Origin of the sequence: Gardnerella swidsinskii, assembly GCF_003397705.1 — a bacterium.
In the GTDB taxonomy this organism is placed as follows: Bacteria; Actinomycetota; Actinomycetes; order Actinomycetales; family Bifidobacteriaceae; genus Bifidobacterium; species Bifidobacterium swidsinskii.
The window spans coordinates 310,332-327,622 of record NZ_QJVB01000003.1 but is presented as its reverse complement, the minus strand read 5'-3'; the positions used below and the strand labels follow the sequence as shown (position 1 = coordinate 327,622).

The following is a 17,291-nucleotide window of genomic DNA, read 5'->3' as shown; positions in this document are numbered from 1 at the left end:
CCCAACACTAGTACTTCATATTTGTAATGCCAACGCGACTTTATAAAGCAATATAAAGGAATACAAATATACAAGGCGACATAAAGCGACGCGAGCGGCATACCGATATCAGGTATCGATTTTGGAACGATCGAAGTCGTCTGCGTTATCAACAATAAACTGCTTGCGCGGAGGAACATCATCGCCCATTAGCAAATCAAATACTTCACTCGCCTGCTGAGCATCTTCCATACGAATCCTTCGAAGCATACGAGTTCTAGGATCCATGGTTGTGTCTGCAAGCTGATCTGCATCCATCTCACCCAAGCCCTTGTAACGCTGAATATCGCTGTTAAAATCAATGCCTTTAGCTTGCAAATCATCAAGCTTTCCAGCCAATTCGTCGTCTGAATACGTGTAAATATACTCGCCCTTGCGCTTTCCAGCGAGCGCAATCCTGTGAAGAGGCGGCACTGCAGCATAAACATGGCCGTGCTCAATAAGCGGACGCATATAACGATAGAACAGCGTTAGCAGCAAAATACGAATATGCGCGCCGTCAACATCTGCATCGGTCATCATAACAATCTTGTTATAACGCGCTTGCGAAATATCGAAACTTGCGCCAGATCCTGCTCCAACAACCTGAATAATTGCAGCGCACTCTTTGTTGGAAAGCATTTGTGCAAGACTTGCCTTTTGCACGTTCAAAATCTTACCGCGAATTGGAAGAAGAGCTTGGAAAGCAGAGTTTCTAGCAGCTTTTGCAGTGCCAAGTGCAGAATCGCCCTCGACGATGAAAAGTTCTGCAACATCGTCGTTTCCAGGCTGGCAGTCAGAAAGTTTCGGCGGCATTGAAGCAGACTCAAGAGCGTTCTTTCTGCGGGTAACTTCCTTAGTTTTACGCGCTTGAATACGCGCATGCATTTCGGAAACTATTTTTTCCAAAACTCTAGAAGACTGCTCTTTGAATCCTCTCTTAGAACCGGTAATCATCTCACCGAATTGAGCGTCAGTCATTTTGGTAACGATTGGCTTAACTTGAGCAGTTCCAAGAACATCCTTAGTTTGACCTTGGAATTGAGGCTCAGCAATGCGAACAGTTACGACTGCTACCAATCCTGCCATAATGTCATCGCGCTCAATTTTTGTGTTGGCGTCTTTAAGATTTACTTTAAGCTTTCTAGCATTATCTTCCACGGCTTTACGAATTTGCTTAGTTAATCCCTGCATAAAGCCGTCAACGTGCATACCTCCGCCAGAAGTTTCAACAACGTTTACGAAACTAATAATCGTTGAATCGTATCCGTTTACCCAGCGCATTGCAATATCAACACCGCATTTTCGAGTTACTTGCTGCGCGTGTAATTCACCAGAAGAGTCAACGGCTTGCGTTTCTTCTATATAAGTATCTTCGCCAGAAATGCGCCAAATATCGGATACTGCTTCACCTTTTGAAAGAAAATCAACGAAATCTTTAACACCACCGTTGTGCAAAAACTCAATAACGCGAGGGTGACGCTTATTCTGCACTGAGTTAGCAGACTCAGCATTTGCAATAGATTGTGCTGTTGATTCTTCAGATTTATTGTCTTCAGACTCGCTATCTTCAGACACATACTCAGACTTATCTTCATCTTCTAATGCTGTTTCAGATTCTAATTCTTCAAATTCAGGCACAGAGTCATCGATATTATCAGGCTGATTTTCAAGAAGATTATTTTCCGCAATATTATCTTCTGCAATATTATTTTCTGCAATATTATTTTCTGCAACATCATCTTTAGTAGAATCAATTTCTTCAATATTTGCAGATTCACCTTCAGGAACATGCTCGTCAATAACAGTAATTTTTAAGCCTGGAACCAGGAAACTTGTTTGACGCACGCGAGCAATAAGCTGCTCATAGCTGAAATGCGCAGTCGAATTAAAAATTTCTGGATCCGCCCAGTAGCGTACACGAGTTCCGGTAGTTTTTGGCGAAACAGTGCCAATAATTTCAAGCTCAGTAGGCTTGTTCTTACGCGTACGCTTAAATGGAGAGACTGGAGATGGATGCTCTGGGTCAGCATCGCTATACACACCAGGATGCCCTTGATGGAACGCCATATGATGCGTTTTACCGTCTCTATCAACTTCAACATCTAAACGCAAGCTTAAAGCGTTTACAACAGAAGATCCAACACCATGCAAACCGCCTGCAGCATTATAAGAAGCGTTACCAAACTTTGCTCCAGCGTGAAGCTTAGTTAGAACAACTTCAACGCCAGTGAGCTTTGTTTTTGGCTCAACATCTACTGGAATACCACGACCGTTATCTGCAACTTCAATAGATCCATCATCGTGAAGAGTAACAATAATATGGTCACAAGCACCAGCCAAAGCCTCGTCAACCGCATTATCAATAATCTCCCAAAGGCAATGCATTAAGCCTTGACTGTCTGTAGTGCCAATATACATGCCTGGACGCTTTCTTACAGCATCCAAGCCTTCAAGCACAGTCAAGCTATCAGCATCATATTGCTCTTTATGAGAGACCACTTCTACCCCTTGCACTTATTAAACGTACAACCGATTATTTTAAGCAATAAGTGTCGTACTATCGCAAAAGCAACAATACGACACTTTGTAATATAACTTCACACAATCACTGATCTAAGAAGTCACGCAAAGTTTGCGATCTAGAAGGATGACGCAGCTTAGACATTGTTTTAGACTCAATTTGACGGATACGTTCACGAGTAACACCATAAACGCGACCAATATCGTCTAAAGTTTTTGGCTGACCATCTTCCAAGCCGTAGCGCATCTTAATAACTCCAGCCTCCCTAGGAGCCAAAGTTTCCAAAACTTGCCTGAACTGTTCTTGAAGGAGCGAGAACGCAACAGCATCAGACGGTGCGATTGCGTCAGTATCTTCAATCAAATCACCGAACTCGGAATCACCATCCTCGCCCAGAGGAGTGTGCAAAGAAATTGGCTCACGACCGTATTTTTGTACTTCCTGAACCTTTTCTACTGGCATATCTAGTTCGCGAGCAAGCTCATCCGGCGTAGGTTCACGACCTAAATCTTGAAGCATTTGACGCTGAACCCTAGAAAGCTTATTAATAACCTCAACCATATGCACTGGAACTCGAATAGTACGAGCCTGATCTGCCATAGCACGCGTAATAGCCTGGCGAATCCACCAAGTTGCGTAGGTTGAGAACTTAAAGCCCTTCTTCCAGTCGAACTTTTCAACTGCACGAATCAAACCAAGGTTACCTTCCTGAATTAAATCAAGGAAAAGCATGCCTCGACCGGTATAACGCTTAGCAAGAGAAACAACAAGACGCAAGTTTGCTTCAAGAAGATGATCTTTAGCTTTCTTGCCATCTGCTGCAGCCCACTTAAGCTCACGTTTACGCTTAAACTCCATTTGATCAATTTGAGTATCAAGCAAATGCTGAGCATACAATCCAGCTTCAATACGCTCTGACAAATCAACTTCTTGCTCAGCATTAAGCAAGCTAACTCTACCTATCTGCTTTAGATAATCCTTAACAGGATCCGCAGTAGCACCTGTAGCAATTACACGACGCTTAGGATTACCAGATGGAGTTAGATTATCGTCATCGTCATCATCACGTACAACAAATGCGCCTTTTGCTTGTGGCACTTGCGGAGCATCATGCTTAATTTCGTCGTGATCATCAATTTCATCAAGATCTTCAGACTCTTCATCATCAAGATCATCTGCAACGTCAATATCGCTTAAATCGTCAACATCAGATATATCTTCTGGCTGAATATCGTCCAAATCATCAAGATTCAAATGTTCATCATCAACATCAAGATGTGAATCGTCATCTAAAGAATCGTCAATAGATAATTGATCTTGAGATTCAATGTCTACGCTATCTTCAGTTTCGTCATGTTCAGCATCAGCCGATACTGATTCAGTATCAATCTTGTTGTCTTCAGTTTTCTTTGAGCGAGAACTGCGCGTCTTGCTATCAGCTGACGAAGTTCGAGTACTGGTTTTACGCGCAGCGCTAGCCTTGCGAGTTTTTACAGGCTTAGTATCATCTTGCATTTCGTCGCTGTCGACCGTTAATCCAACTTCACTCGTCAAACTGTTCCTCCTGTATTATCCCCTTGTAACGCATATAGGCATAGTTCATGCAAGGGCAAGTTTTACCTTAAGTAGTAAACCATTTAAGCAAGACGATTATTCCACAACTAATTTTTGCGGCGTGGCGAATTATTCAATCCATGCTGGCTCAAGACCATTTTCGAATGCTCCACACACTATTTTTGCCATAGAACAATCAGGATCAATGCGCAATGCACAATCACAATAATATTTTACTTCTCCGAGCCTAAACCACCAGCTGATATAAGCTAACAAAGCGTAAACTTGCACAGATAATTTTGGAATGCTTCTAGTAATAATAGCCATAGATTTTAAAATTTTGCACGCGAAAATAGCTCTCTTTATATCAGGCTTATTATTTGTTTGAGTGAATTTTGCTTCTAAACAATGCCGCAAATTACGAGATACTTCAGGTGTATGAGGGCACCAAGCAAATTCCGACAAAGTTTTTTCGTCATACCATTCTTGATTTTCATCCAGAATAGAAATAAGCATTGCATCACGAACATTAATATTATGCAACATTGCTATTGGCAGATTTACTAAATCATATCCAAACATTTTTTCATCGTAAGCAAACATGTTGTACCATCGCATAAGTGCTCTGCTTGCAATATCTCTAATAGCATATTGCTTGCCATTTTGATCAACATTTTCTATAAAAGCTTCCGAAACTGCCGGAACCCAATATTCTAATCCTTTAATCCATTGCGCACTATCACTACAGTTGTTGTAAATATATTCCTTAGAAAAAGTCATAAAAAAACTGCACTCTTTGGAAGGATATATAGTCCCATTAATATCTGAAATTTCTCTTCCAGCAAAACTTTCAAAATCTTCTGAACCTGCAAAATCTAAACAACCATTAAAAGAATTAGCACTTTCACCATAAATTTGCATAAGACTTTGCATATCAAAGTCATCAATACAATTATGCGATATCTTCGTTTTCAAATCATCCTCTACAATTTCCATGCATACTCCCCCTCATTTTTTACATGATTCTTTATTTTGATAATCAAACTATGCAATAGCATTTTTGATATATTGAAGTTTCTCAAGATATGAGTCAGCATTCAATAAAAAACTATTTCCGCGGTGAAAAGCTTATTAAACCATAATAATAACTGCGTTTTGTAATGTTCAGCCCTGTGGATAACTTTCATAATATGAGCACATTTATAGGCAACAATTACAGTCTTAACGATATTGAATCTAGAATTACTTTTTTAATTTCTCAGCAATTTAATACGGGATTAGAAAATAATCTTTCATCCACATGTGCGCAAATACTACAGCAAGTAATAAAGCAAGCTATTGTTTCAAGCGAAGGCGGAAAACGTCTTAGAGCTCTTCTTACGATTTCAGCATTTTACGCTGCATCAAAAGAAACCAATATTCAAAAAATCCATGAACAGTCTGTATTTGACATAGCTTGTGCTCTAGAAGTATTTCAAACAGCTGCATTAATTCATGATGATATTATTGACGAATCTTATTTAAGACGTGGAAAGCCTAGTGCGTATTGTGCATTAAGTAAAGTTTGCAATAATAAGCATATTGGCACAGGCTTAGGTTTAATGCTGGGAGATCTACTTGCCACAGAAAGTTTCGATATTGCAAGAAATCGTGCGAAGAATTTTACTTATGGCGAGGAATTGTTAGCAGCATTTGCGTCTATGCAAAGAAATGTTGGTATTGGTCAAGTATTGGATTTGTCAATAGAAATGATGCAACTAGATAATCCAATACAACTTGCGGAATCATCTTTGAATGTTTTTAGATGGAAAACAGCCAGTTACACTACTGTTGCTCCATTAACTCTCGGCTTTCTTGCAGCAAATATGCAACCAACTGAAGCATACAATCTTGCTAATTCTATTGGCAATTCGTTAGGTGTTGCTTTCCAAATTGCTGATGATTTGCTTGATATTGTTTCAGATAGCAAGATTACAGGTAAGCCTATTGGCGGTGATATTAGAGAAGGTAAGCGTGCGGTTCTTCTTGCAGATGCTTTGCAATACGGAAACGATAACGAAAGAGAAATACTATTAAAAGCTTACACGAGTAGTACTCGAAGCGAAGATGATGTAAATAAAATAATACAGATTTACCATACTTCTGGTGCTATTGAAAAATCAAAAAAGCGAATTGAGAATCTGTGGAATGATTCACAACAAGCAATCGAATCAAGTACATTGAGCGACAGTGGAAAAGCTATTTTGCATGAAATTAGCAAACGATTTATACCTGAAGCATGGCGTAATGTACAATAATATCTAGCAAATAACGCTCGAAATTAGCTTTCTTTACTATCTTGCTTGTACACTCGTAAGTAGTAAAAATGGTTTTACGCGTATAAGGATTGTGACAATGGATGAAGCTACGCAGGCGCAGCCAGGTATGCGCATTGAAAATCGCTATCGCATTGTGCGCAAAATAGCTCAGGGTGGCATGGCTACTGTGTATCAAGCAGAAGATGAACGCCTTGATAGACCTGTAGCAATTAAAATCATGCACACTCAACTTGCTCAAGGGGTGCATCGCCAGCAATTTATTGCTAGATTCCGCAGAGAAGCAACTTCTGCTGCAGCAATTGCAAATCCACATATTGTACAAGTTTATGATACAGGCGAATATGACGGGCTCGATTATCTCGTAATGGAATATGTTCATGGCGTTAATTTGCGTTATGAAATGAATATGCAAGGCACATTCAGTGTGCGAGATACGCTGCGTCTACTTGCAGAAACTTTGGATGGTCTCGCTTCTGCACATAATGCTGGAGTTGTACATAGAGATATTAAGCCGGAAAATATTTTAATTAACGATCGAGGTCATGTTCAAATTACTGATTTCGGTTTAGCTAGAGCAATTTCGCAAGCAACACTATCTTCTACAGGATTACTTCTTGGCACAGCAGCTTATCTTGCTCCTGAACTTATTGAGCATAATCTTGCAACTCCTCAAGGTGATTTGTATTCAGCAGGCATGATGGCTTGGGAAATGCTTGCAGGAAGAGTGCCTTTTACTGCAGATAATCCTGTTACGCTTGTTTTCAAGCATGTGCATGAAAACACTCCTTCAATTGCTACAGCTTGCCCTGGAATTAGCGAAAAAGTTGCACAATTCATAGCAAACCTCACTGCTCGCGACATGAACGAACGACCTAAAGATGCAAGTGAAGCATTAGCAAAATTACGTGCACTTTCTACACAATTAAACTCTGAAGATTGGCAATACAAAGCAGAAGAACCACAAGAGTTTTCAGAAGAAACAGACTTTTCTCCTATTAATAATTTGCTTGTTTCCCCTGAAGCAAATTATTCGGACAAATTGAATCCTAATAATGACTCAGATGCTACACGAGCAATAAATACTTCAGGCTCTAATTTTTCTGCTAATTCCAACTCTTTATTGCAAAATGCTACAGACGAAACTGTTGCAATACCTAGAAATAATTCTGTAAGTGAACTCGATTCACACAAAAATAATGATTTACATAATCCTGAAGTCAATAATGTAGCAATAGACAATTCACTAGCGAAGTCCGACAGTGCTTTCGATGCGAATAATCTTCAAAAAACACAAGCTATGCAATGGAGTGCTGCTAATGCAAAAGATGTGTCATACAATTCGCAAGATAATTCTTTAGAAGAATTTGACGATAGCAATATGCCAACAATTGCTATTAGCTCTCGCAATTTTAACAACAACTTAAATGCAGCAAAACCGTTTGGCATGTCAGATAAGGAAAAAAACTTAGGAAACAAGCCTAATCGTTCTTCTAAAAAGCGTGTTTTCCTTATTGCAGGTTTAAGCACAGCTGGAGTATTAGCAATTGCTGCTATTGGTGGTTTTTGGTATTTCTTAGGTCCTGGCAGTTATTGGACGCTGCCTAAGCCCGACGACCTTCAATGCAAAAATTATGCATCTTGCAAAATAACTGATGTCAATTGGCAACAATATGAGCACACGCTTAAAATTGCTGGAATTCCTTACAAAGTTTCAAAAGATTATAGTGACGATGTGCCAGAAGGAAAAGTAGTTTCAACAAATCCTGATGTCGTCGGCAGCCATATTCAAAAGCACAATAATAGCACTCTTAATGTTGTGATTTCGCGTGGAATTCGTAAGGCTACAATCCCGGACGATATTACAGATCCAAAGACTTACAATGGCAAAAATCCTTTGAAAACATTGCGTAAAGCAGGATTTACTAACATTGTTCACGATAAGTCAGGAGACACGTATTCTATAGACATACCAGCTGGCAGCTTAATTGATATTAACCCTAAACCTGGCACACGCATGAACCATAACGAAGAAGTAAGTGTTTTACTTTCCAAGGGACCTAAGCCTGTGCAAATGCCAGATATTGTTGGGAAAACAAAGAGTGAAGCTGACTCAGCTTTAACTGACGCTAAGCTGGATGTAAAGTACGAAGAAGAAAATAGCGATACTGTAGCAAAGGGTAAGATTATCCGCGCTTCCGTTGAAGCTGGTTCTGACTTACATTGGGGCGATAGTGTTAAAGTTGTTGTTTCTAAAGGTCCAAAAACTGTTACATTGCCAAACGTTTGCGGAAAGAACAGTGATGAAGCTAAAAGGATTATTGAAAATCTAGGACTGAAAGTTCGTATTTCTGCTCCACTTGGTGATTTAATGCACGTAGTGCGCTTCCAATCCCCTGGAGCTGGAAGTGAAGTACCATTGAAGGATTCTAATGGAAATCCTTCTATTATCACTCTTACAGTAATATAAGCGTGTTTTAAGTATTATAAAAGCGGCGGAAGCTAAATAACTTTCGCCGCTTAAATATTTGAATATAAATAAAATTTAAATATCTAATAACGCTAGCCTAATAGCATTAGAATTATATTATTTATTTTCATTACTTTCTTCACGTTTTTTACGCATACGTTCTTTTACAGTTTGAGCATATTCATCAACGTATTCTTGACCACTCATTTGCTGAATAGACTTAGTTACTTTATCTGTAATTTCACGTAAACGCTCGTGGGTAATCTCGCTTTCGTCACAAACACGCTCTACTTGAATAGGCTCGCCATAAATTGCCTTAGTTTTACCTTTTGCAGGAATAACTTGACCATGCACTTGCAATTCTCTAGTTCCAATAATTGCAACTGGTATAATCGGGCAACCTGTTTCAAGAGCAAGACGTGCAGCACCAGTATGACCGCGATATAAACGACCGTCTGGACTTCTTGTACCTTCAATATGAATACCAAAAAGCTGACCTTTTTCTAATATTTCACGAGCATGATTCAAGGCGCCAAGCGATTTTGCGCCTCCAGAACGATCTACAGGAAAAACGCCAACAGAAGTAAACCACCACTTCTTGAAACGACCCTTTAAACCTTTGCCTTCAAAATATTCTGCTTTACCCATAAAGTGAATCATACGAGGACAAGTCAATGGCAGAAGCGCGTCATCAATAACAGCAAGATGATTTGCAGCAATAATAGCTCCACCCTTTTTAGGTACATTTTTAACACCTTGCGCTGATGGATGAATCCTCATGCAGGCAATACCCCCAAGTCCCTTCACGAAGAACCAGTACAACATACCATATCCTTTCTTGCAAGTCCAATTTCGAACATTTTAAGCATAGAATCAGGAAGACTTGCTACAGTATAGTTCATGACTTCTTCTAAGAATACCAACGACCCTCGCCGTGATGACGAGTTAACGTCAGAATCATTAAAGAATAATCAAAAACAAAACAATAGAAATTTTGATGATGATTGGTCATCTTTTATTGCAGAGCATTCTGACGATATGAATGATATTGCTAATTCACGTAGCGCAAAAAGCTTTGAAAAGCACGCTCAGAAAGAAGAAAAAAAGAAAGAACGCAACAGTATAGCAAGCGATAATAATTCTAAAAATCAAAAAAATGCTATAAAAAATAAATTTAGCTTAAACAATCTAAGCAGCCATAAATCCTATATTATTCCTACTAGAATGCAAGACCCTCACACGATTATAACTGCTAAAGGTCCTCGTGATAACGCACGCACAAGTTGGCTTGATTTAGATAAGACTATGGAAGACTATGGAGATGATTTTGTGCCCCCAAATCCACAATTTTATAACGTATCTTTAGTTAATGTAGTTTTGTGGATTCTATTTGTTATAGGTATCTTCGGTGTTATTGTAAGTGCTTTTATTCCTGCTATAGCAAACATTGTTGGTATTATATGCGGCCTATTAATGCTACTTAGTGGAGCAGGATTACTTATGAATCGCAAAAAACCTGATCCGTATAAAGAAGATTACAGCGATTATGGAGATGGTGCTCGAGTATAGCTAATAATCAATCGAATATAATAAAAGGCGGCATGATTATAATCACACCGCCTTTTATTTATTTTACTTAGCAGCTTTCAAGTTACTCAGCTTCATTTTCAGATTCGTTTTGACCATGGCAAAGCTTGTACTTACGACCAGAACCACATGGGCACTCTTCATTCTTATTTGTTCCTGGGAATGTACGACCATCAGACCATGGAGTCTTCCATTCTTCATTCTTTGGTCGCATGCTCAACGGAACATCTCCCTCAGCATGACTCAAAGGTGCAGGACCAACAATACCAGCAGCCTGATCTTCAGCATCTACCTCAGACGAAGCTTGTGCAACATCTTCATCAAGCTCATCGTCAGAAGAAATATCTTCAGTAGAAGCAATCTGATTGATATCAATGTGGAATAGAAGCTGAATGCTTTCTTCCTTAATTGCCTCAATCATCGAATTGTACATCTGGTAGCCTTCACGCTGATATTCAACGAGCGGATCACGCTGACCCATACCACGCAGACCAATACCATCCTTCAAATAATCCATCTCATAAAGATGTTCACGCCACTTGCGATCGAGAACAGAAAGAACAACGCGACGTTCAATTTGACGAAGTGGATCAGCGCCGAGACGATCTTCGATGAGAGAGTAAACCTTTACTACACTGTCGACAATCAAATCACGCAAAGCAGAAACAGCTTTTTCGCCCTTAAGATTGATAATCGTTTCACGCACCTGATCCCAATCAAGAAGTACAGGCATTACAGAGTTAAGAGCATCTTTTAAGCCGTCCAAATCCCAATTCTTTGGCTTATCAGAACCGTTCATTGCGCCACGCACATAACTTTCTACGGTGTCACTGATGAACTTCAAGATGTCCTCGTGAATATCTTCACCCTTAAGAACCATCTGACGCTCTGCATAAATCACAGTACGCTGCTTATTCATAACATCGTCATACTTCAAAACGTTCTTACGCATTTCAAAGTTACGAGCTTCAACAGTCTTCTGTGCCGTGCGCACACCGTTAGAAACGTACTTAGACTCAATTGGTTCGCCTTCTGGCAATCCCTTAGCCATAACACGAGCAACAAGCTGAGTGTTGAACAGGCGCATCAAATCATCTTCCAAGCTTAAGTAGAAGCGGGACTCGCCAGGATCACCCTGACGACCAGAACGACCTCGAAGCTGGTTATCAATACGACGAGATTCGTGACGCTCAGTACCAAGCACATACAAGCCACCAAGATTCTTAACTTCTTCGTGCTCGTCCTTAACTTGCTCTTTAACTTCAGCTAAAACGCCTGGCCAACGCTTCTCATACTCTTCAGGAGTATCGTCTGGAGAATATCCTTCAGCCTTCAACTTAGCATCTGCAAGGAACTCAACATTGCCGCCAAGCATAATATCGGTACCACGACCTGCCATGTTAGTAGCAACAGTTACAGCACCCTTACGACCTGCAACAGCAACAACAGCAGCTTCCTTAGCATTCTGCTTAGCATTCAAAACCTGGTGAGGAATGCGAGCAACGTCAAGAAGCGAAGAAAGAATCTCAGAAGATTCAACAGAAGCTGTACCAAGCAACACAGGCTGACCCTTTGCATGGCGCTCAGCAACATCTCGCACAATAGCAGTAAGCTTTTCTTTCTTTGTGCGGAAGATCAAATCGTCCTTATCTTTACGAATTACTGGACGGTTGGAAGGGATTGGAAGAACACCAAGCTTGTAAGTTCCCATGAACTCTGCAGCTTCAGTCTCAGCAGTACCAGTCATACCAGCAAGCTTGTCGTACATGCGGAAGTAGTTTTGCAAAGTAATAGTAGCAAAAGTCTGATTTTCTGCCTTGACTTCCACGTTTTCCTTAGCTTCAATTGCTTGATGCAAGCCCTCGCTATAACGACGACCTGGAAGAACACGACCAGTATGCTCATCGACAATCAAAACTTCGCCGTTTGTAACAACATAGTCACGATCTAGAAGGAAAAGCTCCTTAGCTTTCAAAGCGTTATTCAAATAACCAATAAGAGCTGTATTGCTTGGCTCATAAAGGTTATCGATGCCCAAGTAATCTTCAATTTTTGCGATGCCAGGATCAAGAATACCTGCGGTTTTCTTCTTTTCATCAATCTCGTAATCAACATCGCGAGTAAGCTTCAAAACAAGCTTTGCAAATTCACGATACCAATGAGTTACATCACCTTCAGCAGGACCTGAAATAATAAGTGGCGTACGAGCCTCATCGATAAGAATGGAATCGACCTCATCGACAATTGCATAGTGATGACCGCGCTGCACAAGCTCGCTCTTTTCCCACGCCATGTTATCACGCAAGTAATCGAAGCCAAACTCATTATTTGTACCGTAAGTAATATCAGCATTGTATTGCTTACGACGCTCTGGCGGCTGCTGGTCTGTAATAATGCATCCAACACTCATGCCAAGGAATCTATAAATACGACCCATAAGCTCGCTCTGGTAGCTAGCAAGGTAATCGTTGACTGTGACAACGTGCACACCTTTGCCTTCCAAAGCATTCAGATAGCTTGGCAAAGTAGCAACCAATGTTTTACCTTCACCAGTTTTCATTTCTGCAATATTGCCCCAATGCAATGCAGCGCCACCCATAAGCTGCACATCAAAATGACGCTGGCCAAGCGTACGCTTTGAAACCTCTCGCACAGTAGCGAAGGCTTCAGGCATCAAATCATCAAGCTTTGCACCATTGTCTAAACGCTGCTTGAATTTAGCAGTTTGACCCTTCAATTCTTCATCGGAAAGCGCGGAAATTTCATCTTCCAACGCATTCACAGCCTTTGCTACGTTCTCAAGGCGCTTCAATTGATGGCCTTCACCCATACGCAAGGCTTTATCGACGATATCTACCACGTTTTGCTCCCTTAGGTCATGTCTATGACGACGGCCTAGCCAACATAGACGTAAACTGTGCCTATATTACGCGACGGCTACGATTTTTATAAGTTAGCGAGTCTGATTACTACATAAAAATGCCCGCCCAACATTGTGCTAGACGGGCATGCGCACTTATTCGCGCATTTTAGATGTGTTTTAATTATTACTTTTGCTTAGCAACATTTTCAGGTGTATCAATTTCAAATACGCCATAGCTCCAACCATGTCTGCGATATACTACAGATGGTCTCATAGTTTCTTTGTTTACGAACAAGAAGAAATCATGCCCGATAAGCTCCATCTCATACAAAGCCTCATCTATGCTCATAGGCTCTGCAATATGTAACTTACGACGAATCACAATAGGAGTGTCGCCAACACTTACTTCCACAGATTCACCAGGACCTAAATCGGAAGCAACAGCAGCATCTGCGCTATTAACCTCATTTTCTTCTGGCTCTTCAACAGTAGTCTCAATCTCAGGCTCTACAGCACCCATGTCTACAGGAGTCATTTCCGTATATCCACGACGATGATCCTTACGACGATCGCGAGTGCGACGCAAACGAAGCGTCAACTTATCAAGCGCCATATCTAATGCACTAAATTGATCAGTGCTAGAAGCTTCTGCGCGAATCACTGTGCTTCCTGCAACAACAGTAATTTCAACTCGCTTTGCTGTGTCAGCCTGCCTTGGATTGCCTTCATGAGTCAACACGATTTGCACGCGCTGCGCATCAGGCGCAATGGCGGTCACACGATTCATCTTACTTTCTACAACGTCACGGAACCTTTGATTAATCTGCGTATGACGACCAGTAATGACGATTTCCATGCGAAACCTCCCCATATAGACTCGAACCTTAAGCTCGATTTGTACAACCCGACTGCCACGATGCCGTCGGTTCTTCTATTATATCTGCTAAATCCATACAAACCTAGCGATTTATTAAATTAAAATAAAAAAATTAACGTTTATTACGGAATTTCTTATAAAATAACGAATTTTTTACGATATTAATATCATCTGCTATAATTGGGAAGGTTGAGGTTTCACGATGGCCGCGGTCACAATGTTCATTCGGAGTGGCTGAGGAACTTCCGGGCTCCACAGAGCGCAATGGCGGATAACGTCCGCCCAGGGCGACCTGAGAGATAGCGCAACAGAGAATAGACCGCCTGAACGTTTCGTTCGGGTAAGGGTGAAACGGCGGTGTAAGAGACCACCGGACTTCTGGTAACAGTAAGCCGCATGGCAAGCCTCATTGGGAGCAAGGTCAAGCAGAAGACGCTTTAGAGCTGCTCGCTCAAGTCTTCGGGTAGACTGCTAGAGTTTGGCGGTAACGTCAAATCGAGATGGATGGCCATCCGCATGCACTTGTGTATGCGACAAAACCCGGGGTATGTGAAACCTCATCAACTCAACCAATAGCATATTTTCAACTTATATCGCTGATTCTTGGAGCGAAAGAAAAATCAGAAAATACTGCTAAGCATTTATTAAACGACGAATCTAAATCAATTTTTACGTTTGAATTATCAACTACCCCACATGTTTGCATACCAGCTTGCTGAGCTGAACATAAAGCTGTAGCAGAATCTTCAAAAACTACACATTTAGCTGGATCTACTTTAAGTTGATTAGCAATATCGATATACGTTTTAGGACTATGCTTACCTTTTTCAGATAAATCTTCTCCAAAATGAATAAAATCAAAACAATTAAAAATGCCAACTCTTTTTAAAGCTGGAATACACAAGCGTTTAGAAAGAGTTGTAACAAGAAAAAGCTTTATACCATTAGAACGCAAATAATACACATATTCATACGCGCCTTTTCTTAGCGGAAGATGATTAGCATAAGCGTCAAAAGCCATATCTGACCACTCCTTCATCAAATCTTCAGGAGCATCAGTAAATCCGTAATTTTTAATAACATATTCTGCAATTTGTCTAGGATTCATTGTTGCAGTCGTATTCGCAAAGATTGAAGGAACGTTCATACCACGTTTCGCAAAACTTACTCGATCAATATCATCCCAAACGCTTAAAGAATCAAGTAATGTGCCGTCAAAATCAAAAATCGCTGCAACAATAGACGAATTATTTTGTAAATCCATCAATGATCTTCCTACTTGCACTCAATAGCTCACGAGCATGTTCTAATGAAGTTTTTGATTCACTTCCATCAAGCATCCTAGCAATCTCTTGCTCACGCATCAAATCATTAAGCTCAATAACAGAAGTATCCGCAACTATAGCAGAAGAACTATTCTCACTATTCTCAACAAGATTTTTTTGTACTGCAAATTGTGCATCTGCAAAAGAAGCAACCTGAGCTAAATGAGTAACAACAATAACTTGAGCATGTTGAGAAAGTTGAGCCAAACGTTTACCGAGTTCTACTGCCGCAACACCACCAACACCAGAATCTACTTCGTCGAAAACAAATGTCATATTTTCTTCGTCGCAATCTGTCAACTTCGCAACAACAAGCTCAATTGCAAGCATAAGCCTACTTAATTCACCACCAGAAGCACTTTTGCTCATCGGCAAATCTGAAGAAGCAGGAAATGGTCGGAACAAAAACTCTACATCATCACATCCGTTAGAATCAAGCGGAATAGAACCAGATAAATCTTCGCAACGCCTATTTACACTGATAATTAATTGAGCACCTGGCATAGCCAAAGAATGTAATTCTTCACTAACTAAAGTGCCAAAATCATGAGCTGCATTTAAACGAGTTTTATATAATTCTTCAGCAAGTTTAAGAGCATCATCATATCGTTGAGCACACTTAGCACGCGCTTTGGCAATAGCTTCAGGAGAATCATCTAAATCTTCAAGTTCAAACTGAGCTTTTTCGGACCAATCAAGTACGTCATCTAATGTTGGACCCCACCTACGAGTTAAATCAGTAAGATCATGAATACGAGAATTTAAATCATCTAAATCTTTTTCACTTACATCGATATCCAACTGTTGAGCAAGCTGCATTACAATATCGTCAAGTTGAGCATGAATATCGTCAAGTTGATTTGCAATAGAATTGAAAGAATCATCTACACGAATATTTCGTAATGCTTGAGAAGCTTTATCTACAAGAAAACAAGCATCTTCAGATGATTCTGAAGCACCATAATCTATTTGACTGGAATCAAGGGATGCGAGCGCAATGCTCACTGCTTTAACAATTTGAGCAGAATTCTCAATTCTTTCTCTTTTTGCACGCAATTCCTTATCTTCATTAGGAAGCGGATTCACATCTCGTATTCGCGCTAACGATTCTCTAAGGTAATCTGCACGTTGCCGCGAAGAAGACGCTTGATTTTCTAGTCGATTACATGTTTCTTTAGCATCTTTCCACGCTTGATACGCACATGCGTATTGCTTAAGTAATTCACTATTTTTAGATACAGTATCAAGCAATTCGCGTTGTTTTGAATTTGTTGCTATACGTAATTGGTCACTTTGTCCATGAATAACTATCAATCGAGAGCATACTTGTTCAAGAACTGTTTTTGGTACTGCGAAACCAGAAATTGTTGCTCTTGAACGACCTTCTTGCGGTACTGTTCTAGAAACATACATATCTGATTTATTTTCGTTATTTTCTGAAGGCTCTAATTCAATACCGGATTTTCCAACAGCATCTACTAATTCACTTGTTTTAGGAATACTAAATATGCCTTGAACCCATGCTTCTTTAGCATTTGGAGAAATCCTTGCAACTTCTGCTTTGGATCCAGAAATAAGCTTGATAGCACTTAAAAGCATTGACTTTCCAGCGCCTGTTTCACCCGTAATAGCTGTCATGTGAGACGAAGGAGTAATAAGCGCATGTGAAATTGGCCCAAGATTACGTATTTCTAACTCTTCAAGCACGCTGTACCTCGTTTTATAAATGCTATATTTAATATTATTTTCTACTTAAAT

The 17,291-nt window shown here is 40.3% G+C and carries 11 protein-coding genes and 1 other RNA gene; 4 read left to right on the top strand and 8 right to left on the bottom strand.

The features are described from left to right. Positions 1-108: 108 nt before the first annotated feature. From D0T18_RS05295 to D0T18_RS05285, 3 genes are all read right to left on the bottom strand, one after another. On the bottom strand, positions 109-2,520 hold the full coding sequence (locus D0T18_RS05295; protein ID WP_116440613.1) for a DNA gyrase/topoisomerase IV subunit B: 2,412 nt from the start codon (positions 2,518-2,520) through the stop codon (positions 109-111). A gap of 106 nt (positions 2,521-2,626) precedes the next feature. Continuing rightward, positions 2,627-4,096, bottom strand: a complete 1,470-nt coding sequence (locus D0T18_RS05290; RefSeq protein ID WP_410310451.1) for an RNA polymerase sigma factor — start codon at positions 4,094-4,096, stop codon at positions 2,627-2,629. Positions 4,097-4,225: 129 nt separating this feature from the next. Beyond that, complete coding sequence (locus tag D0T18_RS05285) at positions 4,226-5,092, bottom strand: hypothetical protein (RefSeq protein WP_012914115.1); 867 nt, start codon at positions 5,090-5,092, stop codon at positions 4,226-4,228. A 194-nt stretch (positions 5,093-5,286) separates the two neighbouring features. Between D0T18_RS05285 and D0T18_RS05280 the strand changes: the two genes are divergently transcribed. Continuing rightward, positions 5,287-6,393, top strand: a complete 1,107-nt coding sequence (locus D0T18_RS05280) for a polyprenyl synthetase family protein (RefSeq protein ID WP_004111463.1) — start codon at positions 5,287-5,289, stop codon at positions 6,391-6,393. 97 nt (positions 6,394-6,490) lie between these two features. Beyond that, complete coding sequence (locus tag D0T18_RS05275) at positions 6,491-8,881, top strand: Stk1 family PASTA domain-containing Ser/Thr kinase (RefSeq protein WP_012914114.1); 2,391 nt, start codon at positions 6,491-6,493, stop codon at positions 8,879-8,881. Between the two features lie 117 nt (positions 8,882-8,998). On the opposite strand, the gene D0T18_RS05270 is transcribed toward D0T18_RS05275, so the two are convergent. After that, complete coding sequence (locus D0T18_RS05270; RefSeq protein WP_012914113.1) at positions 8,999-9,706, bottom strand: lysophospholipid acyltransferase family protein; 708 nt, start codon at positions 9,704-9,706, stop codon at positions 8,999-9,001. Between the two features lie 75 nt (positions 9,707-9,781). On the opposite strand from D0T18_RS05270, the gene D0T18_RS05265 reads away from it, so the two are divergent. Further along, on the top strand, positions 9,782-10,450 hold the full coding sequence (locus D0T18_RS05265; RefSeq protein WP_116440612.1) for a hypothetical protein: 669 nt from the start codon (positions 9,782-9,784) through the stop codon (positions 10,448-10,450). Between the two features lie 82 nt (positions 10,451-10,532). Here the strand turns inward: D0T18_RS05265 and secA are convergent, their stop codons facing one another. Both secA and hpf read right to left on the bottom strand, forming a co-directional pair. Next, positions 10,533-13,328 (bottom strand): preprotein translocase subunit SecA, encoded by a 2,796-nt coding sequence (gene secA, locus D0T18_RS05260; protein WP_102703059.1) that lies wholly within the window; start codon positions 13,326-13,328, stop codon positions 10,533-10,535. Positions 13,329-13,515: 187 nt separating this feature from the next. Next, positions 13,516-14,187 (bottom strand): ribosome hibernation-promoting factor, HPF/YfiA family, encoded by a 672-nt coding sequence (gene hpf / locus D0T18_RS05255; protein ID WP_004106803.1) that lies wholly within the window; start codon positions 14,185-14,187, stop codon positions 13,516-13,518. A 211-nt stretch (positions 14,188-14,398) separates the two neighbouring features. Between hpf and rnpB the strand changes: the two genes are divergently transcribed. After that, positions 14,399-14,772, top strand: an RNA gene (gene rnpB / locus D0T18_RS05250) — RNase P RNA component class A. Between the two features lie 19 nt (positions 14,773-14,791). On the opposite strand, the gene D0T18_RS05245 is transcribed toward rnpB, so the two are convergent. Next, positions 14,792-15,472: an HAD family hydrolase gene (locus D0T18_RS05245; RefSeq protein ID WP_004111448.1), complete on the bottom strand. Its 681-nt coding sequence runs from the start codon at positions 15,470-15,472 to the stop codon at positions 14,792-14,794. After that, on the bottom strand, positions 15,456-17,240 hold the full coding sequence (recN, locus tag D0T18_RS05240) for a DNA repair protein RecN (RefSeq protein WP_116440611.1): 1,785 nt from the start codon (positions 17,238-17,240) through the stop codon (positions 15,456-15,458). The genes D0T18_RS05245 and recN overlap by 17 nt, the downstream gene beginning before the upstream one ends. Between the last annotated feature and the right edge of the window lie 51 nt (positions 17,241-17,291).